At 71.5% G+C, this 21,170-nt stretch carries 17 protein-coding genes; 7 read left to right on the forward strand and 10 right to left on the reverse strand.

Annotated features, from left to right (window positions below; genetic code table 11):
• Nucleotides 1–146 precede the first annotated feature (146 nt).
• From ACFC96_RS22510 to ACFC96_RS22520, 3 genes are read left to right on the forward strand one after another with little or no spacing between them, the layout of a single operon-like run.
• Entirely contained in the window at nucleotides 147–1,304 is a 1,158-nt protein-coding gene (locus tag ACFC96_RS22510; protein WP_376613797.1) for a Gfo/Idh/MocA family protein, read from the forward strand.
• Complete coding sequence (locus ACFC96_RS22515) at nucleotides 1,301–2,452, forward strand: dihydrodipicolinate synthase family protein (RefSeq protein WP_376613799.1); 1,152 nt, start codon at nucleotides 1,301–1,303, stop codon at nucleotides 2,450–2,452. The genes ACFC96_RS22510 and ACFC96_RS22515 overlap by 4 nt, the downstream gene beginning before the upstream one ends.
• Before the next feature lie 32 nt (nucleotides 2,453–2,484).
• Nucleotides 2,485–3,282 (forward strand): sugar phosphate isomerase/epimerase family protein, encoded by a 798-nt coding sequence (locus ACFC96_RS22520; protein ID WP_376613983.1) that lies wholly within the window; start codon nucleotides 2,485–2,487, stop codon nucleotides 3,280–3,282.
• A 48-nt stretch (nucleotides 3,283–3,330) separates the two neighbouring features.
• Here the strand turns inward: ACFC96_RS22520 and ACFC96_RS22525 are convergent, their stop codons facing one another.
• From ACFC96_RS22525 to ACFC96_RS22550, 6 genes are all read right to left on the reverse strand, one after another.
• Complete coding sequence (locus ACFC96_RS22525; protein ID WP_376613801.1) at nucleotides 3,331–3,795, reverse strand: DUF937 domain-containing protein; 465 nt, start codon at nucleotides 3,793–3,795, stop codon at nucleotides 3,331–3,333.
• Nucleotides 3,796–4,050: 255 nt separating this feature from the next.
• Nucleotides 4,051–4,440, reverse strand: a complete 390-nt coding sequence (gene rbsD, locus ACFC96_RS22530) for a D-ribose pyranase (RefSeq protein ID WP_376256389.1) — start codon at nucleotides 4,438–4,440, stop codon at nucleotides 4,051–4,053.
• Nucleotides 4,437–5,336, reverse strand: coding sequence for a ribokinase (locus tag ACFC96_RS22535; protein ID WP_376613985.1), 900 nt, complete (start codon nucleotides 5,334–5,336; stop codon nucleotides 4,437–4,439). The genes rbsD and ACFC96_RS22535 overlap by 4 nt, the downstream gene beginning before the upstream one ends.
• Before the next feature lie 82 nt (nucleotides 5,337–5,418).
• A complete protein-coding gene (locus tag ACFC96_RS22540; protein ID WP_376613803.1) occupies nucleotides 5,419–7,365 on the reverse strand; it encodes a substrate-binding domain-containing protein in 1,947 nt (648 codons plus the stop codon).
• Nucleotides 7,355–8,944 carry a sugar ABC transporter ATP-binding protein gene (locus tag ACFC96_RS22545; protein WP_376256383.1) on the reverse strand — a complete coding sequence of 530 codons (1,590 nt, stop codon included), beginning with the start codon at nucleotides 8,942–8,944 and terminating at the stop codon, nucleotides 7,355–7,357. Before ACFC96_RS22545 ends, ACFC96_RS22540 begins: the two co-directional genes overlap by 11 nt.
• Nucleotides 8,941–9,990 (reverse strand): LacI family DNA-binding transcriptional regulator, encoded by a 1,050-nt coding sequence (locus ACFC96_RS22550; RefSeq protein ID WP_376613805.1) that lies wholly within the window; start codon nucleotides 9,988–9,990, stop codon nucleotides 8,941–8,943. The genes ACFC96_RS22545 and ACFC96_RS22550 overlap by 4 nt, the downstream gene beginning before the upstream one ends.
• Before the next feature lie 247 nt (nucleotides 9,991–10,237).
• Between ACFC96_RS22550 and ACFC96_RS22555 the strand changes: the two genes are divergently transcribed.
• From ACFC96_RS22555 to ACFC96_RS22565, 3 genes are all read left to right on the forward strand, one after another.
• Nucleotides 10,238–10,822 carry a hypothetical protein gene (locus ACFC96_RS22555; RefSeq protein WP_376256380.1) on the forward strand — a complete coding sequence of 195 codons (585 nt, stop codon included), beginning with the start codon at nucleotides 10,238–10,240 and terminating at the stop codon, nucleotides 10,820–10,822.
• A gap of 55 nt (nucleotides 10,823–10,877) precedes the next feature.
• Entirely contained in the window at nucleotides 10,878–13,181 is a 2,304-nt protein-coding gene (locus ACFC96_RS22560; protein WP_376613807.1) for an ATP-dependent RecD-like DNA helicase, read from the forward strand.
• A 134-nt stretch (nucleotides 13,182–13,315) separates the two neighbouring features.
• Nucleotides 13,316–14,605 carry a citrate synthase gene (locus ACFC96_RS22565; RefSeq protein ID WP_116512889.1) on the forward strand — a complete coding sequence of 430 codons (1,290 nt, stop codon included), beginning with the start codon at nucleotides 13,316–13,318 and terminating at the stop codon, nucleotides 14,603–14,605.
• A gap of 543 nt (nucleotides 14,606–15,148) precedes the next feature.
• On the opposite strand, the gene ACFC96_RS22570 is transcribed toward ACFC96_RS22565, so the two are convergent.
• The 3 genes from ACFC96_RS22570 to ACFC96_RS22580 form a co-directional block, all read right to left on the reverse strand.
• On the reverse strand, nucleotides 15,149–17,488 hold the full coding sequence (locus ACFC96_RS22570) for a heavy metal translocating P-type ATPase (protein ID WP_376613809.1): 2,340 nt from the start codon (nucleotides 17,486–17,488) through the stop codon (nucleotides 15,149–15,151).
• Nucleotides 17,489–17,579: 91 nt separating this feature from the next.
• Complete coding sequence (locus ACFC96_RS22575) at nucleotides 17,580–17,897, reverse strand: heavy-metal-associated domain-containing protein (protein ID WP_376256374.1); 318 nt, start codon at nucleotides 17,895–17,897, stop codon at nucleotides 17,580–17,582.
• A gap of 116 nt (nucleotides 17,898–18,013) precedes the next feature.
• Nucleotides 18,014–18,964: a PrsW family intramembrane metalloprotease gene (locus ACFC96_RS22580; protein WP_376613811.1), complete on the reverse strand. Its 951-nt coding sequence runs from the start codon at nucleotides 18,962–18,964 to the stop codon at nucleotides 18,014–18,016.
• 184 nt (nucleotides 18,965–19,148) lie between these two features.
• Here ACFC96_RS22580 and ACFC96_RS22585 point away from each other — a divergent pair, with 184 nt between their 5' ends.
• Complete coding sequence (locus ACFC96_RS22585) at nucleotides 19,149–20,183, forward strand: zinc-dependent alcohol dehydrogenase family protein (RefSeq protein ID WP_376256370.1); 1,035 nt, start codon at nucleotides 19,149–19,151, stop codon at nucleotides 20,181–20,183.
• Nucleotides 20,184–20,496: 313 nt separating this feature from the next.
• Here ACFC96_RS22585 and ACFC96_RS22590 read toward each other — a convergent pair whose 3' ends face one another.
• Entirely contained in the window at nucleotides 20,497–21,087 is a 591-nt protein-coding gene (locus tag ACFC96_RS22590; RefSeq protein ID WP_376256368.1) for a GNAT family N-acetyltransferase, read from the reverse strand.
• Between the last annotated feature and the right edge of the window lie 83 nt (nucleotides 21,088–21,170).

Here is a 21,170-nt window from a genome sequence, read left to right on the forward strand (position 1 = left end):
GTCCGGTCCCCCGTCCGGCCTCGCATCCCGTTTCATCAGCCCCCGGTCTTGTCCGACCGGCTGTGCAGAGGCTAGCTTCTTCTCATGTAGAAAGCGCTTGCTACGACGAGCGTGTTCTTCATCGGCGTCCGTAAGAAGGGACTCAAGTGACACGCAAGACGGTGCGCATCGCCATGAACGGGGTGACGGGGCGCATGGGCTACCGCCAGCACCTCGTCCGCTCCCTCCTCGCCCTGCGCGAACAGGGCGGCCTCGACCTCGGCGACGGCACGGTGCTGTGGCCGGAGCCGGTCCTCGTCGGCCGCCGCGAGCACGCGCTGCTCGCGCTCGCCGAGCAGCACGGCCTCGACCCGGCGAACGTCTCCACCGACCTCGACGCCGTCCTCGCCGACGACACGATCGACATCTACTTCGACGCACAGGTCACCTCCGCCCGCGAGGAGGCGCTCAAGAAGGCCATCGCCGCCGGGAAGCACCTCTACACGGAGAAGCCCTCGGCGACGAGCCTCGACGGCGCGCTCGAACTGGCCCGCCTGGCGAAGGCGAAGGGCATCAAGCACGGAGTCGTCCAGGACAAGCTGTTCCTGCCGGGCCTGCTCAAGCTCAAGCGCCTCATCGACGGCGGCTTCTTCGGGCGGATCCTGTCCGTGCGCGGCGAGTTCGGCTACTGGGTCTTCGAGGGCGACTGGCAGGAGGCCCAGCGGCCGAGCTGGAACTACCGCTCGCAGGACGGCGGCGGCATCGTCGTCGACATGTTCCCGCACTGGGAGTACGTGCTCCACGAGCTGTTCGGCCGCGTGACCAGCGTGCAGGCGCTGGCCTCGACGCACATCCCGCAGCGCTGGGACGAGGGCGGCAAGCCGTACGACGCGACGGCCGACGACTCGGCGTACGGAATCTTCGAGCTCGACGGCGGCGCCGTCGCGCAGATCAACTCCTCCTGGTCGGTACGGGTCAACCGGGACGAGCTCGTCGAGTTCCAGGTGGACGGCACCGAGGGCTCCGCCGTCGCCGGGCTGCGCAACTGCCGCGTCCAGCACCGTGCTTCGACCCCGAAGCCCGTATGGAACCCGGACCTGCCGGCCACCTACTCCTTCCGCGACCAGTGGCAGGAGGTCCCCGACAACCAGGAGTTCGACAACGGCTTCAAGGCGCAGTGGGAACTGTTCCTCAAGCACGTGTACGCCGACGCGCCCTACCGCTGGGACCTGTTCGCGGGCGCCCGCGGGGTCCAGCTCGCCGAGCTCGGCCTGAAGTCGTCGGCCGAGGGCCGTCGCCTGAACGTTCCGGAGATCACGCTGTGACGATCCGGCTCCCCGGCCCCGACGGCACGTTGCGCGCCTACACCCCGCGCGCCGAGCCGGCCTCCTTCACCACGGGCGCCCCGCTCGCCTCGCGGACCGTCTTCTCGGCGGCGCACGTCGTCGCCGACCCGCTCGCCGACGCCGGCCCCGACGCGGTCGCCGTCGACTGGGACGCGACGCTCGCCTTCCGCCGTCATCTGTGGGCGCACGGCCTGGGCGTCGCCGAGGCCATGGACACCGCCCAGCGCGGCATGGGCCTCGACTGGGCGGGCGCGGCCGAGCTGATCCGGCGCTCGACCGCCGAGGCCAGGTCGGCCGGAGGCGCCATCGCGTGCGGGGTGGGCACCGACCAACTGACCGGGCCCGCCACGCTCGCCGAGGTCCGCGCGGCCTACGAGGAACAGCTCGCGCTCGTGGAGGGGACGGGCGCGCAGGCGATCCTCATGGCCTCGCGGGCCCTGGCGGCCGCGGCGTCCGGACCCGAGGACTACCTCGACGTCTACGGGCATCTCCTGCGCCAGGCGTCCGAGCCCGTCATCCTGCACTGGCTCGGACCGATGTTCGACCCCGCCCTGGACGGCTACTGGGGTTCGCCGGACCTCGACGCCGCCACCGAGACCTTCCTCGACGTCATCGCCGCGCACCCCGACAAGGTCGACGGCATCAAGGTCTCGCTCCTGGACGCCCGGCGCGAGGTCGAGCTGCGCCGCCGCCTCCCGCGGGGCGTGCGCTGCTACACGGGGGACGACTACAACTACCCCGAGCTGATCGCGGGCGACGAGCAGGGCTTCAGCCACGCGCTCCTCGGCATCTTCGACCCGCTGGGCCCGCTCGCGGCCGAGGCGGTGCGTGTCCTCGACACGGGGGACACCGCCAAGTTCCGTGAACTGCTCGACCCGACCGTCGCGTTGTCCCGGCACCTCTTCGAGAGGCCGACCCGCTTCTACAAGACGGGCGTCGTCCTGCTCGCCTGGCTCGCGGGCCACCAGTCCCACTTCACGATGGTCGGCGGCCTCCAGTCGGCCCGTCCGCTCCCGCACCTCGCGCGCGCCTACGAACTCGCCGACGGCCTCGGCCTGTTCCCGGACCCCGCCCTTGCCGAGACCCGGATGAAGTCCCTGCTCAGCGTGTACGGAGTCGATCAGTGAGCCACCCCCTCGACCGCTTCTCCATCAACCAGATGACCGTCAAGCAGCTCGGCCTCGAAGAACTCGTCGCGGCCTGCGCCGAGTTGGAGGTCCCGGGCGTCGGCCTGTGGCGCGAGCCCGTGCAGACGTACGGGGTCGAGGCCGCGGCGAAGCTCGTGCGGGAGGCCGGGCTCGCCGTCACCACGCTGTGCCGGGGCGGCTTCCTCACCGCGATCGACCCGCACGCGCGCGGGCAGGCCCTCGACGACAACCGCGCGGCCGTCGACGAGGCCGCGGCCCTCGGCACGGACACCCTCGTCCTGGTCTCCGGCGGTCTCCCCGAAGGCAGCAAGGACCTGCACGGCGCGCGGGAGCGGATCGCCGACGCGCTCGCGGAGCTCGGCCCGTACGCCGCCGAGCGTGGGGTCCGGCTCGCCATCGAGCCGCTGCACCCGATGTACGCCTCCGACCGCTGCGTCGTGTCGACGCTGGCGCAGGCGCTCGACCTGGCCGAGCGCTTCCCCGCAGAACAGGTCGGCGTGTGCGTGGACACCTACCACATCTGGTGGGACGACCGAGCGCCCGCGCAGATCGCGCGTGCCGGGGCGGACGGGCGGCTGCACGCCTTCCAACTCGCCGACTGGACCACGCCGTTGCCCGAGGGCGTCCTCAACGGACGGGGGCAGATCGGTGACGGCGCGATCGACATGCGCGCGTGGCGTGGCCTGGTCGAGGACGCCGCGTACACGGGGCCCATCGAGGTGGAACTGTTCAACGACGGGCTGTGGGCACGCGACGGCCGCGAGGTCCTCGCGCAGACGGCGGACCGCTTCGTGCGGCACGCCGGCTGAGCCCTCCCGGCGGCGGCCGGACTCGGGGCGGCGGGGGAGGGTGTGCGGCTACCGGGGGCCGCCGCCCGCCTTCCTGCCCGCGGCCCGCTTGGTGAAGACCGTCAGCAGCACCGGGATCAGAAGTTCGACGACCCGCGCGACGGCCGCGGGCGGCAGGCCCGTCTTCTTGGCCACGGCGTTCGCGACCGGGCGGCTCATCTTCGAGAGGATCCCGGACATCAGCCCGCCGGCCGCCGGCCCGCCGAGCCCGCCCAGCGTGGCCACACCCTGCAACGGCTGCTGCTCCTGTGTCTCGGCGAGCGCCTGCCGGACCTCCTCGGCCTGCCCGGGATCGGCCGTCGCCTTCTCCCTGAGCTCTCCGGAGAGCTCGGAGACGGTGGTGCCCACGACGTCCTGCGCGCCGGCGGCGTCCGTACCCACCAGTTCGGCGATCTCGCCGAGCCGGTCGTCGCCGAGCTCGTCGAGCACGTCCTTCTGCAGGGAGGGTTCGGCAGAGCCGGTGTTTTCGCTCATGCCTGAAACGCTACGTCTGCCCCACTGCGTCGGCACGCCGAAAAGATTTCGGGCGGACCGTGCAACCCTTTCCCCGATGTACGGGTCGTATGTGGCATCAGGACTTCTGGAGGGGGATCCGGGGGGATCACGGGGGTTCTGATGGGGGAGGGGAAGCGTCAGGGGGTCCGGTCCGCCGACCGGGCCCCCTTTTGCATGCCCGCAAGCCATGCATGCCCTCAAGCCGTGCCCGCGAGCCAGGCCCGCAGCAGCCGGCTAGAAGAACACCCCGCAGCGCAGCAGCACATTCGCGTACGGCCGGGCCTCTCCCGTACGGACGACGAGCCGCGCGCCCCGCGAGAGCTCCTTCAGCTCCTCGTGCGGGACGAAGGCGAGCGCGGGAAGGCGCTCCGCGAGCAGCCCCGCGGCCTCGGGGTTCGCGGCCCGGATCTCCGCGGCGGCGGTCCCGCCCTCCACCACCAGCTCGTCGAGGAGCCCGTCGACGACCTCCGCGAACGACGGGACACCGGCCCGGAACGCCAGGTCCACGACCCGGGGCCCGGCCGGGATCGGCATCCCCGCGTCGCACACGAGCACACCGTCGCCATGCCCCAGCTCGGCGAGCGCGCCGGCCAGGTGGCGGTTGAGTATTCCGGCCTTCTTCACAGCGCCGAGACCTCGGCTGTCGTCGGGTAGGACGCCTGAGCGCCTTCCTTCGTGACCGCCGCCGCGCCGACCCGGGCCGCGAAGGCCGCCGCGTCGGCGAGGCTCTCGCCCGCGCCGAGCCGCCACGCCAGGGCCGCCGTGAAGGCGTCCCCCGCACCGGTCGTGTCCACGGCCGTGACCTTGACGGACGGCACGCGGCGCGTCACCGTGCCGTCGGCCACCAGCGCGCCCTCGGCCCCCAGCGTGATCACGACGGAGCGCGGCCCGAGGGCGAGCAGCGCCCGCGCCCAGTCCTCGGGCTCGCCGGTGACGTCGGCGCCGAGCACCACCCGCGCCTCGTGCTCGTTGACGATGAGCGGGTCGCAGGCCGCCAGGACCTCGGCGGGCAGGGGAGCGGGCGGGGACGGGTTGAGGACGAACCGGCTGCCCGGCGCCAGCGTCCGTACGACCTCGGCGACCGTGTCGAGCGGGATCTCCAGCTGCGCCGAGACCACCCGCGACGCCTGGAAGAGGCCGCCCGCGGCCCTGACGTCCTGCGGGGTGAGCCGGGCGTTGGCACCCGGTGCCACCACGATGCTGTTGTCCCCGGACGGGTCCACCGTGATGAGGGCGACCCCGGTGGGCGCCCCGCCGACGAGGACGCCGGCCGGGTCGACGCCCGCCGACTCCATCGAGTCGAGCAGCAGCCGCCCGTGCCCGTCGTCGCCGACCCGCGCGAGCAGCGCCGTACGGGCCCCGAGACGCGCGGCGGCGACGGCCTGGTTGGCGCCCTTGCCGCCCGGGTGGACGGCCAGGTCCGAGCCGAGGACGGTCTCCCCGGCGCCCGGGCGGCGCTCGACGACGGTCACCAGATCGGCGTTGGCCGATCCCACCACCAACAGGTCGTAGTCCTGCATCGCTGTCACTTTCTCCGTGTTCTGGACGGGCGTTCTCGATGGGCCGGCGGGGCGCCCCGGTCGGTAGCCGAAGCCGCGACGGTTACTTGAAGCTCGCGACGTTCTTCGAGGTGACGACCTTCACCGGCACCTTCACCATCTCCGCGACCTTCTTGTCCTTCGCCGCCCTGACCGCGTTCTGCACGGCGATCCGGCCGAGCTCCTTCGGCTGCTGCGCGACGGACGCGTACAGCGTGCCCGCCTCGACGGCCTTGAGGCCGTCCGGCGTGCCGTCGAAGCCGACGACGGCGACGGACTTGCCCGCCTTGGAGCCGAGCGCCTTGATCGCGCCGAGCGCCATCTCGTCGTTCTCGGCGAAGACGCCGTCGACGCCCGCGTTGGCCTGGAGCATGTTGGTCATGACGTCGAGGCCCTTGGTGCGGTCGAAGTCCGCGGGCTGCTTGGCGACGACCTTGATGCCGGGGTACGCCTTGATGCCCTCGGCGAAGCCCTGCCCGCGCTCGCGGCTGGCGGAGGTGCCGGCCGTGCCCTGGAGGATCACGATCTTCCCGCTGCCGCCGAGCTTGTCGGCGAGCGTCTTCGCCGCCTGCCGGCCGCCCGCGACGTTGTCGGAGGCGACGAGCGTGGCCGTCTTCGCCTTGTTGACGCCGCGGTCGGCGGCGACGACGGGGATGTCCGCCTTGTTGGCGCCGCGCACGGCCGGGCCGACCGCGTCGGAGTCGACGGGGTTCACGATGACCGCGCTCATGCCCTCACTGGTGAAGTTCTGGAGCTGGTTGGCCTGCTGGGACGCGTCGTTCTGGGCGTCCGTGACCGTGAGCTTGATGCCCTCCTTCCGGGCCTCGGCCTGCGCGCCCGCCTTCATCTGCACGAAGAAGGGGTTGTTCAGCGTCGAGACGGACAGGCCGAGCTTGGCCGACGTACCCGAAGAGCCCTTGTTCCACAGGGAGATGCCGCCGATGATCGCCGCGGCGACGACGGCCGCGATCACGTACTGGGCGGCCTGTCTGCCCCTGGAGCCGCCCGGCCCGGACGTGGCGCCGGCGGCCGTCGGGGTCGCGCCCGCCTTGCGGCGCACGGTGTCGAGGAGCACGGCGAGCGCGATGACGACGCCGATGACGACCTGCTGCCAGAACGCCGACACGGACAGGAGGTTGAGGCCGTTCCTGAGCACCGCGAGGATCAGCGCGCCGATGAAGGTGCCCGACGCCTTGCCGACACCGCCGGACAGCGAGGCGCCGCCGATGACGACCGCGGCGATGGCGTCCAGCTCATAACCCTGCGCGGCCTGCGGCTGCGCGGAGGTCAGACGCGAGGCGAGGACGATGCCCGCGACGGCGGCGAAAAGGCCCGACAGGGCGTAGATGACGACCTTCTGCCGCTTGACGCGCAGCCCGGACAGGCGCGCCGCCTCCTCGTTGCCGCCGATCGCGAACATGGACCGGCCGATGAACGTACGGCCCAGGATCAGCGCCGTGATCAGCCCCATGACGACCATCACGAGCACCGGCACCGGCAGCCAGCCGCCGAGCGTGTCACCGATCCGTGAGACGGACTGCGGGAACGGGATCGGGCTGCCCTGCGAGATGACGAGCGACAGACCACGCCCCACCGACAGCATCGCGAGCGTCGCGATGAACGGCGGGAGCTTGCCGTACGAGATCAGCGCGCCGTTGACGAATCCGCAGGCGACACCGGTGACGACGGCGAGGATCACGGCGATCCACACCGGGACGCCCGCGCTGGTCGCGGCCCACGCGAGGACGGTCGCCGACAGGGCGGCCACGGAGCCGACCGACAGGTCGATGCCCGCCGAGACGATGACGAAGGTGACGCCGAACGCGAGGATCGCGGTCACGGCGGCCTGTACGCCGACGTTGAGCAGGTTCTGCGTGGTCAGGAAGTCGCCGGACAGCAGCGACATCGCTATGACCAGGACGACCAGGGCGCTCAGCGCGCCGTTGTCGAGCAGGACGCGGCGCAGGCCACCCGCGTCGGCCGTGCTGCTCTTGAGCGTGTCAGTGGCCACGGGAGCCCTCCACTTCATTGTGTACGGGGGTGGTTGCCGGGGATGCCGCGGTGCTGACGGCGAGCGCCATCACGGAGTCCTGGGTCGCTTCGCCGGCCGCGAGTTCGCCCGCGATCCGGCCCTGCGCCATGACGAGGACCCGGTCGCTCATCCCGAGGACCTCCGGCAGGTCGCTGGAGATCATCAGGACGGCGTGCCCGGCCGCGGTGAGTTCGTTGACGAGCTGGTAGATCTCGACCTTCGCGCCGACGTCGATGCCGCGTGTCGGCTCGTCGAGGATGAGGACCTTGATGTCGGCGAGCAGCCACTTGCCGATGACGACCTTCTGCTGGTTGCCGCCGGACAGGGTCCGCACATGCTGGCCGAGCCCGGCCATGCGCACGCCGAGCTGTTCGGCCATGCGCGCGGCCGCGGCGCGCTGGGACCTGCGGTCCACGAGGCCCGCGCGGGTCGCCGAACGCAGCGTGACCAGGCCCAGGTTCTCCTCGACGGACGCGTCCAGGAGGAGGCCCTGTCCCTTGCGGTCCTCGGGCACGAGACCGACGCCGGCGGCCATCGCCGCGTTCACGTCGTGCCGCGGCAGCCGCGCGCCCGCGACCTCGACGGTGCCCTTGTCGTACGGGTCGGCGCCGAAGACGGCACGGACGACCTCGGTACGGCCCGCGCCCACGAGGCCCGCGATGCCGACGACCTCTCCGGCCCGGACCTCGAAGTGCACGTCGTGGAAGACCCCGTCGCGGGTCAGCCCCTCGACCCGCAGCAACGGAGCCTTTGCGGCGTCGAGTTCGGGCCGCTCGCGCGGGTACTGCTGCTCGATGCTGCGGCCGACCATGAGCCGTACGAGCTCGGCCTCGGGGGTGGACGCGGGAACCTGGCCGACGCTCCTGCCGTCGCGGATGACCGTGACGCGGTCGCCCAGCGCGGCGATCTCCTCCAGGTGATGGGTGATGAAGACGACGCCGACCCCGTCCGCGCGCAGCGCGCGCACGATCCCGAAGAGCTTGTCCACCTCCTCCGAGGTGAGCACGGCCGTCGGTTCGTCCATGATCAGAACGCGCGCGTCCAGGCTCAGGGCCTTCGCGATCTCGACCATCTGGAGCCGGGCGATACCCAGTTCACGCACCCGGGTCCGGGGCGACACCGTCAGGCCGACGCGCCGCAGCAACTCCTCGGCGTCGGCCTCCATCTTCTTGCGGTCGATCATCCCGAGGCGGCGCGGCTGGCGGCCCAGGAAGATGTTCTCGGCGACCGTCAGATCGGGGACGAGGTTGAACTCCTGGTAGATGGTGGCGATCCCGAGGCGCTCGGCGTCCTGCGCGCCGTGGATGCGCCTCTCCCGGCCGTCGACGACGATCCGGCCCGCGTCGGGCCGGTAGGCGCCGGAGAGCATCTTGATGAGGGTGCTCTTGCCCGCGCCGTTCTCGCCGAGCAGCACGTGCACCTCGCCGCGGCGCAGATCGAAGTCGACGCTGTCGAGCGCGACGACGCCGGGGAACGTCTTGCGTATCCCCTCGATACGCAGCAGCTCGTCGGGCGGCCCGGCCGACTCCTGGGCCTGCCGCTCTTCCGGGTTGCTCACGGGTTCCTCCTCGTTGAGGTCGTGGCGGTGGGGGTGTCCGCGGGAGCCGGGATCCGTGTCTCGCCGCAGGACCGGCGGACGACCAGGCGCGCCGGCAGTGTCACCGACTGCGGCGGCCGGCCGTCGATGCGGTCGATCAGGGCCCGTACGGCGGCCCGGCCGAGCTCCTTGGTCGGCTGGGCGATCGCCGTGACCGGCGGGTCGGTGTGCACGAACCAGGGGATGTCGTCGAAGGCCGCGAGCCCGATGTCGTGCGGGACGCGCAGCCCGGCGGCCCGGATCGCGTCGAGCGCGCCGAGCGCCATCAGGTTGTCGGCGGCGAACACGATCTCCGGCGGTTCGGACAGGGCGAGGAAACGCTCCGTCGCGCGCCGGCCGCTGTCCGCCTGGAAGTCGCCCTGTCCTATGTAGGCGTCCGGCAGCGCGAGCCCGTACGCGGCGAGCGCCTCGCGGAACGCCTCGACGCGCTCGCTGCCGGTCGTGGTGGCGGCGGGCCCCGCGATGATGGCGAGCCGGCGGTGGCCGAGGGCGTGCAGATGGGCCACGAGGTCGCGCACCGCGGCGCGTCCGTCGGAGCGGACCACGGGCACGTCCACGCCCGGGATCCAGCGGTCGACGAAGACCATCGGCGTACCGTCGCGCGCGGCCTCCAGCATCAGCGGCGAGCCACCGTCGGTGGGGGAGACCAGGAGTCCGTCGATGCGCCGGTCGACGAGGGTGCGTACGTGGTGGTCCTGGATGTCGGGCTGCTCGTCCGCGTTCCCGATGATGACGCTGTAGCCCAGCGCGCGGGCCTCCTCCTCGACGGAGCGGGCCAGCTCGGTGAAGTACGGGTTGAGCACGTCGCTGATGACCAGGCCGAGCGTGCGGGTCTGGGCGGTGCGCAGGGAGCGGGCCACGGCGTTCGGGCGGTAGCCGAGCGAGTCGACCGCGCCGAGCACGCGGGCGCGCGCGTCCGGGCTCACCGACGGGTGGCTGTTCAGCACCCGCGAGACCGTGGCGACGGAGACACCCGCCGCCGCGGCGACGTCCTTGATGCTCGCCATCGCAGGACCACCTCCTTGTGGCTGCTTGGTCCGGAACGGATCCGAAACCTGGTCCGACACCGTCATGGAATCGATTACACGGAGGATTGGAATCGATTACACGGGTTGTTGGCAACCCCCATTCCGCTTGTCGAGACCGGATCGTGATGTACGCCTCCCTCGCGACCGGTGCCGCACGGCCGTGTCGGTGGTGCGTGAGACGCTGGCGGAGTCAGCCACGGAACCCGCACGGAAGGGGCACACGCCCGTGAATCACGCACAGCTCACCGCGCTCGGCCGGGCCCTGCGCCTCCTCGGCGAGCACGGTGAGGGCCTCGGCGCCGACACACCCGACAGCAAGCTGCACGAGATGCGCGCGGACGTGAAGCGCGCGCTCGACCTCATCGAGGACTCCGTCGCCGGCGACCCGCCCACCACGCGCTGCCCGGAGCACCCGACGGGCCCGGTCGACGAGAACGCGCAGGACCTGTGCCTGCTCTGCGAGACCCGCCGCCGTGTCGCCCGCCGCTCGGAGATCAATGGCACGTATCCCACGAGACCCCGGCAGGGCGAGAGCGCGGACGCCCCGGCGATGTCGCGGTACGGCGTCCGCGAGGACCGCCCGCAGCCCCAGCAGCGCTGGCTCCCCGAGAAGTGGAACGGACAGGCGTGGCAGCTGTGCGGCACCCCGCGGCACGACCGCAGGGAGGCCGAGCACTATCTCGCGGCCCAGCGCAGGGAGCCCCGCGCGGCCTCGGCGTACCGCCTGGTCCACGCGTTCACGGACTACGAGGTGGTGCGGGTCTGGGGCATTCCCGTCAAGGTGGACATCGAACCCATGGGCGGCCTGTAGCCCGTAACCCGGGTACCGCCGCCCGGGTGTCCGACCCCACCGGTACGGTCGCCTCATGCCGAACCCGGGGATGGCGGTGCTCGAGGGGGTCCTCGAGCGGATCACGTACGCCAACGAGGAGAGCGGGTACACGGTCGCCCGCGTCGACACCGGCCGCGGCGCCGGTGATCTGCTCACCGTCGTCGGCGCGCTGCTCGGCGCGCAGGCCGGCGAGTCGCTGCGCATGGAGGGCCGCTGGGGCTCCCACCCGCAGTACGGCAAGCAGTTCACCGTGGAGAACTACACGACGGTCCTGCCCGCCACCATCCAGGGCATCCGCCGCTATCTCGGATCCGGCCTGGTCAAGGGCATCGGCCCGGTCTTCGCCGACCGGATCACCCGTCACTTCGGCCTGGACACCCTCGACATCATCGAGCAGGAGCCGGGCCGCCTGATCGAGGTGCCGGGCCTCGGCCCCAAGCGCACCAAGAAGATCGCCGACGCCTGGGAGGAGCAGAAGGCCATCAAGGAAGTGATGGTCTTCCTCCAGAGCGTGGAGGTGTCCACCTCGATCGCGGTGCGCATCTACAAGAAGTACGGCGACGCGTCGATCTCCGTGGTCAGGAACCAGCCCTACCGGCTCGCGTCCGATGTCTGGGGCATCGGCTTCCTCACCGCCGACCGCATCGCGCAGTCCGTCGGCATCCCGCACGACAGCCCCGAGCGCGTCAAGGCGGGCCTGCAGTACGCACTTTCGCAGTCCACCGACCAGGGGCACTGCTTCCTGCCGGAGGAACAGCTGATCTCCGACGCGGTCAAGCTCCTCCAGGTCGACACGGGCCTGGTCATCGAGTGCCTGGGCGAGCTGGCGGGCGAGGAGGAGGGCGTCGTACGGGAGCGGGTGCCGGGCCCGGACGGCGGGGAGGAGCTGGTGACCGCGGTCTACCTCGTTCCCTTCCACCGCGCCGAACTCTCCCTGTCCGCCCAGCTGTTGCGCCTCCTGCGCACGGACGAGGACCGGATGCCGGCGTTCCGGGACGTCGCGTGGGACAAGGCCCTGACCTGGCTCGCGGGGCGCACGGGGGCCGAGCTCGCGCCCGAGCAGGAGGAGGCGGTGAAGCTCGCCCTGACGAGGAAGGTCGCCGTCCTCACCGGAGGGCCCGGCTGCGGCAAGTCCTTCACGGTCCGCTCGATCGTCGAACTGGCCCGCGCCAAGCGGGCGAAGGTCGTCCTCGCCGCTCCCACGGGCCGCGCCGCCAAGCGCCTGGCCGAGCTGACCGGCGCCGAGGCGTCCACGGTCCACCGCCTGCTCGAACTCAAGCCGGGCGGTGACGCGGCCTACGACCGGGACCGTCCGCTCGACGCCGACCTCGTCGTGGTCGACGAGGCGTCGATGCTCGACCTCCTGCTGGCCAACAAGCTGGCCAAGGCCGTGCCGCCGGGCGCCCATCTGCTGTTCGTGGGCGACGTCGACCAGTTGCCGAGCGTCGGCGCGGGCGAGGTGCTGCGGGACCTGCTCGGCGAGGGCGGCCCGGTCCCCGCGGTCCGCCTCACCCGCATCTTCCGCCAGGCCCAGGAGTCCGGCGTCGTCACGAACGCGCACCGCATCAACGCGGGTCAGCATCCGCTCACACAGGGCCTCAAGGACTTCTTCCTGTTCGTGGAGGAGGACACGGAGGAGGCGGGCCGGCTCACCGTCGATGTCGCCGCCCGCCGCATCCCCGCCAAGTTCGGCCTCGACCCGCGGCGGGACGTCCAGGTCCTCGCCCCGATGCACCGCGGCCCGGCCGGCGCCGGCACCCTCAACGGCCTGCTCCAGCAAGCCGTCACTCCCGCCCGCCCCGACCTCCCCGAGAAGCGCTTCGGCGGCCGGGTCTTCCGCGTGGGCGACAAGGTCACCCAGATCAGGAACAACTACGAGAAGGGGGAGAACGGCGTGTTCAACGGCACCGTCGGCGTCGTCACCTCCCTCGACGCGGACGAGCAGCGGCTGACCGTACTCACCGACGAGGACGAGGAAGTTGTATACGAATTCGATGAGCTGGACGAGCTGGCTCACGCGTATGCCGTGACGATCCACCGCTCCCAGGGGAGTGAGTATCCGTGCGTCGTGATCCCGGTCACGACCGGCGCCTGGATGATGCTGCAGAGGAACCTCCTCTACACGGCGGTCACGCGGGCCAAGAAGCTGGTGGTGCTCGTCGGTTCACGCAAGGCGCTCGGCCAGGCGGTGCGCACGGTCTCCGCGGGGAGGCGTTGTACAGCACTCCGTTTCCGGCTCTCCGGAGGCACATCCTTCGGTTTGGTAACTTTTGATCGATCAAATGAGTCGGAAACGTCACACGGGCTTTCCGCAAGCGGGGCGAAGGGGGCAGGATGAGCAGGTTCGCGGCACTCAGTGCCGCGAATAGGCCCAATGGTCGACCCCGAGTGCACTCTGCTGGGCCAAGTGGGGGATGGTAGAGAACAGTCAGGGCACCTCGAAGAAGAGGCACTACGTCGGTGAGGGATGACGTGAGCGACAACTCTGTAGTACTGCGGTACGGCGATGGCGAGTACACCTACCCGGTGATCGACAGCACCGTCGGTGACAAGGGCTTCGACATCGGGAAGCTCCGGGCCCAGACCGGTCTGGTGACCCTCGACAGCGGATACGGCAACACCGCCGCCTATAAATCCGCGATCACCTATCTCGACGGTGAGCAGGGCATCCTCCGGTACCGCGGCTACCCGATCGAGCAGCTGGCCGAGCGTTCCACCTTCACCGAGGTGGCCTACCTGCTGATCAACGGCGAGCTTCCGACCGTCGACGAGCTCTCCACTTTCAAGAACGAGATCACCGGGCACACGCTGCTCCACGAGGACGTCAAGCGCTTCTTCGACGGCTTCCCGCGTGACGCCCACCCGATGGCGATGCTGTCCTCCGTGGTCAGCGCCCTGTCGACGTTCTACCAGGACAGTCACAACCCGTTCGACGAGCAGCAGCGCCACCTGTCGACGATCCGGCTGCTCGCCAAGCTGCCGACCATCGCGGCGTACGCGTACAAGAAGTCGATCGGCCACCCGTTCGTCTACCCGCGCAACGACCTCGGCTACGTCGAGAACTTCCTGCGCATGACGTTCTCCGTGCCGGCGCAGGAGTACGACCTCGACCCGGTCGTCGTCTCCGCGCTCGACAAGCTGCTCATCCTGCACGCGGACCACGAGCAGAACTGTTCGACGTCCACCGTGCGTCTGGTCGGCTCCTCGCAGGCGAACATGTTCGCCTCGATCTCCGCCGGTATCTCCGCCCTGTGGGGCCCGCTGCACGGCGGCGCCAACCAGTCGGTCCTGGAGATGCTCGAGGGCATCCAGGCCAACGGCGGCGATGTCGACTCCTTCATCCGCAAGGTGAAGAACAAGGAGGACGGCGTCCGCCTGATGGGCTTCGGCCACCGGGTGTACAAGTCCTTCGACCCGCGCGCCAAGATCATCAAGGCCGCGGCGCACGATGTCCTCTCGGCCCTCGGCAAGTCCGACGAGCTGCTCGACATCGCGCTCAAGCTGGAGGAGCACGCGCTCTCCGACGAGTACTTCGTCTCGCGCAACCTCTACCCGAACGTCGACTTCTACACGGGCCTCATCTACCGGGCCATGGGCTTCCCGACCGAGATGTTCACGGTCCTGTTCGCCCTCGGCCGGCTGCCGGGCTGGATCGCCCAGTGGCACGAGATGATCAAGGAGCCGGGATCGCGCATCGGCCGCCCGCGCCAGATCTACACCGGCGAGGTCCTGCGTGACTTCGTGCCCGTCGAGGCCCGCTGAGGTCTCGCGCCGCGCGCCTCGCGCTGCGTGACCGCACACCACGCAGCGCCCCCCCGCGTCGAGCGGGTGCAGAAGTGAAGTGAAAGCGGAAAGCGCCCCGCTGCCAGTCCCCCCACGGGCCGGCAGTCGGGGCGCTTTCCTTTTCCCGGTGCGGATTCCCCCCACGGGATCCGTCCGGGCGTCTACGGTGCGGTCTGCCGGGACGCGTACACGGGAGGGCCGCTCAAGCTCTCCGTGGCACGTGTCCCGGCCAACGCAGTCGGGTCCGTCCCCCAAGACGGCCCCGGTCAACACAGAAACGCCCCCCAAGACGTTCCTGCATCGCCTCCTTAGACTCACGAGAACCTCAAATGGTTACGTTCAGATCACTGTGATCTGCGTCTCTTGCATATGTCCTGATCGTGCGCAAGAGACCCCATATGTAGATCGAGGTTCGGACGTGAGAATGCTGCGGTTGTGATGTGAGGCGAATGTGAAGACCCCTTGATTCTGGGCCAGAGCAGGGGCGATGTGAAGTCCTTCCAGAAAAAGGGCCGCTCACCTTCAGGAAAACGTCCTCAGCCGGAGGCTGTTCGTCACCACGAACACGGACGAGAACGCCATCGCGGCGCCCGCGATCATCGGGTTCAGGAACCCGGCGGCGGCCAGCGGCAGCGCGGCCACGTTGTAGCCGAAGGCCCAGAAGAGGTTCCCCTTGATGGTGGCGAGGGTGCGGCGGGAGAGCCGGATCGCGTCGGCGGCCACGCGCAGGTCCGCGCGCACCAGCGTCAGGTCGCCCGCCTCGATCGCGGCGTCCGTGCCGGTGCCCATCGCCAGCCCCAGATCGGCGGTGGCGAGCGCCGCCGCGTCGTTCACGCCGTCGCCGACCATGGCGACGGTGCGCCCCTCGGCCTTCAGGTGCCGGACGACGTCGACCTTCTCCTGCGGCAGGACCTCCGCGTACACGGCGTCCTCGGCGATCCCGACGGCCCGCGCCACGGACTCCGCGACGATCCGGTTGTCGCCGGTCAGGAGCACCGGCGTGAGGCCCAGTGCGCGCAGTTCGGCCACGGCCCGGGCGCTCGTCGGGCGAACCGCGTCGGCGACCGTGATGACACCCCGTGCCTCCCCGTCCCAGGCGACGGCGACGGCCGTGCGGCCCGCGGCCTCGGCGGCGGTCTTGGCGGCGGCGAGCGCGGGCGGCAGGGCGATGCCGTGCTCGGCGAGGAGGCGCTCCCGGCCGACCAGGACGTCGTGCCGGTCCACCACGCCGCGGACGCCGAGCCCGGCGAGCGCGGTGAAGCGGGTGACGGCGGGCAGCGTGCCGGCCCGGTCGGCGGAGCCCTCCGCGACGGCGCGGGCGACGGGGTGCTCGGAGGCGTGCTCCACGGCCCCGGCCAGCCGCAGCAGGGTCTTCTCCTCGACGCCGTCGGTGACGTACGCGTCCTGGAGCGTCATCCGGCCGGTCGTCACCGTGCCGGTCTTGTCGAGGACGACGGTGTCGACGCGGCGCGTGTTCTCCAGGACCTCGGGGCCCTTGATGAGGATGCCGAGCTGGGCACCGCGGCCGGTGCCGACCATGAGCGCGGTGGGCGTCGCGAGGCCGAGCGAGCAGGGGCAGGCGATGATCAGGACGGCGACGGCGGAGGTGAACGCGGCGGTCACCTCGCCGGTGGTGAGCAGCCGGCCGGCGAACGTGCCGAGCGCGATGACGAACACCACCGGCACGAACACGCCGGCGATCCGGTCGGCGAGGCGCTGCACCTCGGCCTTGCCGGTCTGTGCGTCCTCGACGAGGCGCGCCATGCGGGCGAGCTGGGTGTCGGCGCCGACGCGGGTCGCCTCGACGACGAGCCGGCCGCCGGCGTTCACGGTCGCGCCGGTCACGGCGTCGCCGACGGTCACGTCCACGGGCACGGACTCGCCGGTGAGCAGGGCGGCGTCGACGGCCGATGCGCCCTCGACGACGGTGCCGTCGGTCGCGATCTTCTCACCGGGCCGCACGACGAACCGGTCGCCCGGCCTCAGTTGTCCGACCGGCAGACGTACTTCCGCGCCCGAGGGGTCCAGTACGGCGACGTCCTTGGCGCCGAGTTCGAGCAGGGCGCGCAGGGCGGTGCCGGCGCGGCGCCTGGAGCGGGCCTCCAGATAGCGGCCGAGCAGGATCAGGGTGACGACGCCCGCGGCGACTTCGAGGTAGATGGTGGAGGAGGCGGCGGTGCGGTCGACGGCGAACGTGAAACCGTGCCGCATCCCGCTCCTCCCGGCGTCGCCCAGGAACAGGGCCCACAGCGACCAGCCGAACGCGGCGAGCGTCCCGACACAGACGAGCGTGTCCATGGTGGCGGCGCCGTGCCGCGCGTTGGTCCAGGCGGCCCGGTGGAAGGGGAGCCCGCCCCAGACGGCGACGGGGGCGGCGAGCGTGAGGGAGAGCCACTGCCAGTTGTCGAACTGGAGGGCGGGCACCATCGCCAGCAGGACGACGGGCAGGGAGAGCAGTGCGCAGACCACGAGCCGCCGGCGCACAGGGGCGGTGGGGTCGGTCTCGACGCCGGTCCCGGCCCCGGTCCCGGCTTCCGTGCGGACCTCGTCCGAGGATGCGTCGCCGGCCCCGTCCGGACCGTCGGCTGCGACCAGCTCCTCCCGGACAGCCGGCTCCTCCCGGACGACCGGCTCCGCCGTGTATCCGAGCTTCTGCACCATGGCGACCAGGTCGGCGACCTCGACCCCGGGCGCGTACGCGATCTTCGCCTTCTCGGTCGCGAGGTTGACCGTCGCCGTCACGCCGTCGAGGCGGTTGAGCTTCTTCTCGATACGGGCCGAGCAGGAGGCGCAGGTCATCCCGCCGACGGCGAGCTCCACTTCGGAGAGCGGCCCGGCCGTGGTGTCCGTGGGCGTGGTCATCGCGGTTCTTTCCAGGGGCGTACGGGACTACCGCCGAGCGTACGACCACGGGCGCCGGGCCGTGGTGGGCGGCCCGGCGCTCCCTGAGGTCTCAGGCCCTGCCGGTCAGCTCGTAGCCCGCCTCGTCGACGGCGGCCCGGACCTCCTCCTCGTCGAGGGGCGCGGCGGAGACCACGGTCACCTGCCCCGTGGAGGCCACGGCCTTCACCGACATGACGCCCGCGAGCCCCGAGATCTCGTCCGACACCGCGCCCTCGCAGTGGCCGCAGGTCATGCCGGTCACCTGGTACACCGTGGTGACGGCTCCCTCGGCGCCCCCGGCGGCGTCCGAGTGGCACGAACCGCCGGGCGAGCAGCAGGAACCGGTCGACTCGGTGCCGATCTGGGGGAGCTCGGTCTGGGCGCTCATGTCGTTCTCCTTGTCGAAGGCCGCGTGCGTCCCGGTCTGCGCAGGCGTGCGGCGTACCGTGCGAGTGAGGTCCCCGGGCTTCCCCGAGACCTCCTGACGCTCAAGACTGTATACCCCTAGGGGGTATTTCTCCAAGAGGGATCGCAGTGGGCGAGCTGACGTACCCAGGCGATCCCCGCGAGCGAGACGATCACGAGGCCGCCCACCGAGAAGAGCGTGAGGAGATGCGTCTGGGTGCCGGTCGGCTGCGGGAGACGGCCGTCGGCGAAGACCGAGAGGGGCAGGTCCGTGACGGTGAGCCGGGCGACGATCCAGATCGCGATGCCGTGCATCGAGTCCCACAGAGCGTGCAGCAAGGAGACGCCCAGGCAGGTGAGCACCACCGGTGCCGCGAAGCGATGACGCCCGTTCGGCTTGCGGAAGGCCAGCAGGACGGCGCCGGAGATCGCCGTCCACAGCCCGTGCCCGAACGGTGCGAGCAGCCCGCGCAGCACCTCCGGCTCCAGGAGCGAGCGCAGGTCGATGCCCTGCGTGCCGACGGCCGCGTCGAACGCGTGGCCCGCGCTCTCGAGGGCCGCGAAGCCGAAGCCGACGGACGCGCCGAGGACGAGTCCCGCCCGCGGCCCGCGCACCCGCGGCTGTGTGCGCAGCACGTACATCAGGGCGGCGAGCTTGACCGCCTCCTCGATCAGACCGACCCCGACGAACATCCCCAGTGAGGGGTGCAGCAGGTGGTACTCCATGACCGAGGCGCCGAGCACCCCGAGGATGCCGCCGACGGCGAAGCAGCCGAGCATCAGGCTCACGCCCAGGTCGCGCGCGTGACGCTCGTACGCCCACAGCACGAAGGTGCCCGGGGCGAGGAAGCTGCCGAGCAGGATCAGCGTCGGCAGGAGTGTGGTGTTCCTGGTCGCGTAGGTGACCGCGGCGGCCAGGGCCCACAGGGCGAGTCCGCCCCACAGGAAGTGTTTCCACAGTCCCGCCCGGATCCGCGGCACGGACGAGGGGGGCCGCTTGGGGCCGGGGATGCGGGCTCGGGGTGCGCCGGGCGGCTGTGCTTGGGTCACGGCAATTCCCTCTGAGTGGGGAAGATTTGTGACGGAGTTTACGGAGAGGCGTGTTTTGTCGCACCGCGAGGTGGTGCGGGGGCGGGGTCCTGGTGTCCGGGCCGGGGGCTACGTTCGTCCGGTCGGGTGACCGTCAGGGTCTTTCGTTCGGTGGAAGTTTCGGTGGAAGTGAGGCGCGAGGGCGATGCGGGCTGTGGTGTTCGAGAAGTTCGGGGAGCGGGCCGAGGTGCGGGAGGTGCCCGATCCGGTGCCGGCGCCGCACGGCGTGGTCGTACGGGTCGAGGCGACGGGCCTGTGCCGCAGCGACTGGCACGGCTGGATGGGCCACGACCCGGACATCCGTCTGCCGCACGTGCCCGGGCATGAACTCGCCGGAGTGGTCGAGGCGGTGGGCGCCGATGTCCTGGACCGGCGGCCGGGCGACCGGGTGACGGTCCCGTTCGTGTGCGCCTGCGGCACCTGCGCTTCCTGCGCGGCCGGCGACCACCAGGTGTGCGAGCGCCAGACGCAGCCCGGCTTCACGCACTGGGGCTCCTTCGCCGAGTACGTCGCCCTGGACCACGCCGCCGTGAACCTGGTGGACGTGCCGGACGAGCTGTCGTTCGCGACGGCGGCGGGTCTCGGCTGCCGTTTCGCCACCGCGTTCCGCGCCGTGGTCGCGCAGGGCCGGGTCGCCGCCGGGGAGTGGGTCGCCGTGCACGGGTGCGGCGGCGTCGGCCTGTCCGCCGTGATGATCGCGGCGGCGAGTGGCGCGCGGGTCGTCGCGGTCGACGTCTCGCCCGCCGCGCTGGACCTCGCCCGCACCTTCGGCGCCGCCCACTGCCTGAACGCCGCCGAGGTGCCCGATGTGGCCGCTGCCGTGCGGGAGCTGACCGGCGGCGGGGCGCACCTGTCGCTCGACGCGCTCGGCTCCCCGGTCACGTGTGCCGCCTCGGTGGGCGGGCTGCGGCGACGGGGCCGCCATGTGCAGGTCGGCCTGCTGCCGCGGGACCCGGTCGTGCCCATGGGCCGCGTGATCGGCCTCGAACTCGAACTCCTCGGCAGTCACGGGATGGCCGCGCACGCCTATCCCCGGATGCTGGAGACGGTCCGGGCCGGGGTCCTGCGACCGGACCTCCTGGTCACCTCCGCGATCACGCTGGACGCGGCACCGGCGGCGCTCGAGGCGATGGGGACGACGCCCGGCGCGGGCGTGACGATCATCGAGCCGTGGGCCTGAAGACGATCCCCGGTGCCGGGCCGGCCCCGGACCGGGCGGCCGACTGCTGCTCCAGGAGCCGCAGTCGGCGCCGCTGTCCACGTCGGTTCCCGTGGGGCTAGGGCCTGTTGTCACATTCCCGTCTGCCCGGCGGCGTCTGGCACGCACTCCCGCTAGCTCTCGGCTTTGCTTGAGCAGGGGGGGACCCCCATGCGGCGTTGCCGAAAAGCCCTGGTAGCGGAGCTACCAGGGCTCTCCGGCGCCTTGCGATCGCACGCACCAGACGCCGCCGGGCCCGCCCCTCGGGCGGACGACGGGAATGTGACGACAGGCCCTAGGGGAGCCGGGGCCGCCCCTGATGTTCCGCCCACTCCGGGGCGAGGACCGACATCAGCGTCGAGTCGTACCACTGGCCGTCGCGCAGCACCGACTGCCGGGCCACGCCCTCCTCGACGAAGCCCACCTTCTCGTAGACGCGGCGGGCCCGGTGGTTGTGGCTGAAGAGGTCGAGGGCGATGCGGTGCAGGCCCAGGCGCTCGAAGCCGTGGCCGACGATGAGGCGGACCGCCTCCGTGCCGAGGCCCCGGCCGCGGCCCTCGGGGCCGACGAGCGTGCGGAACGTGCAGCTGCGGTGTTCCGGGTCCCAGTCGTACAGGACGACCTCACCGACGAGTCGGCCGGTGGCGCGGTCGGTCACCGCGAGGTCGAGGCGGTCGTCCTGGGCGCCGCGTGAGCCGTACCAGGAGCGCAGGAAGTCCACGGTGAGCTCGTTCGACGGGTCGCCGGTGAAGCGGCGGACCTCCGGGTCGCCGATGATCTCGGCCATCGTGTCCGCGTCGGCGGCGGTGAACGGCCGCAGGACGGCCTTCTCGCCGGTCAGTACCGGCTTGACGGAGAAGCCGGCCGTCAGAGGTTCTCGGGTCATCCGGGGATTGTCGGGAGAGGCGGTCGCGCGGGGCAATCGAATAACAGGGGCGCCCGCCCCGCACGGTGGCGTGCGTGCGGGGC

Origin of the sequence: Streptomyces sp. NPDC055955 (assembly GCF_042270245.1) — a bacterium.
Classification (GTDB): domain Bacteria; phylum Actinomycetota; class Actinomycetes; order Streptomycetales; family Streptomycetaceae; genus Streptomyces.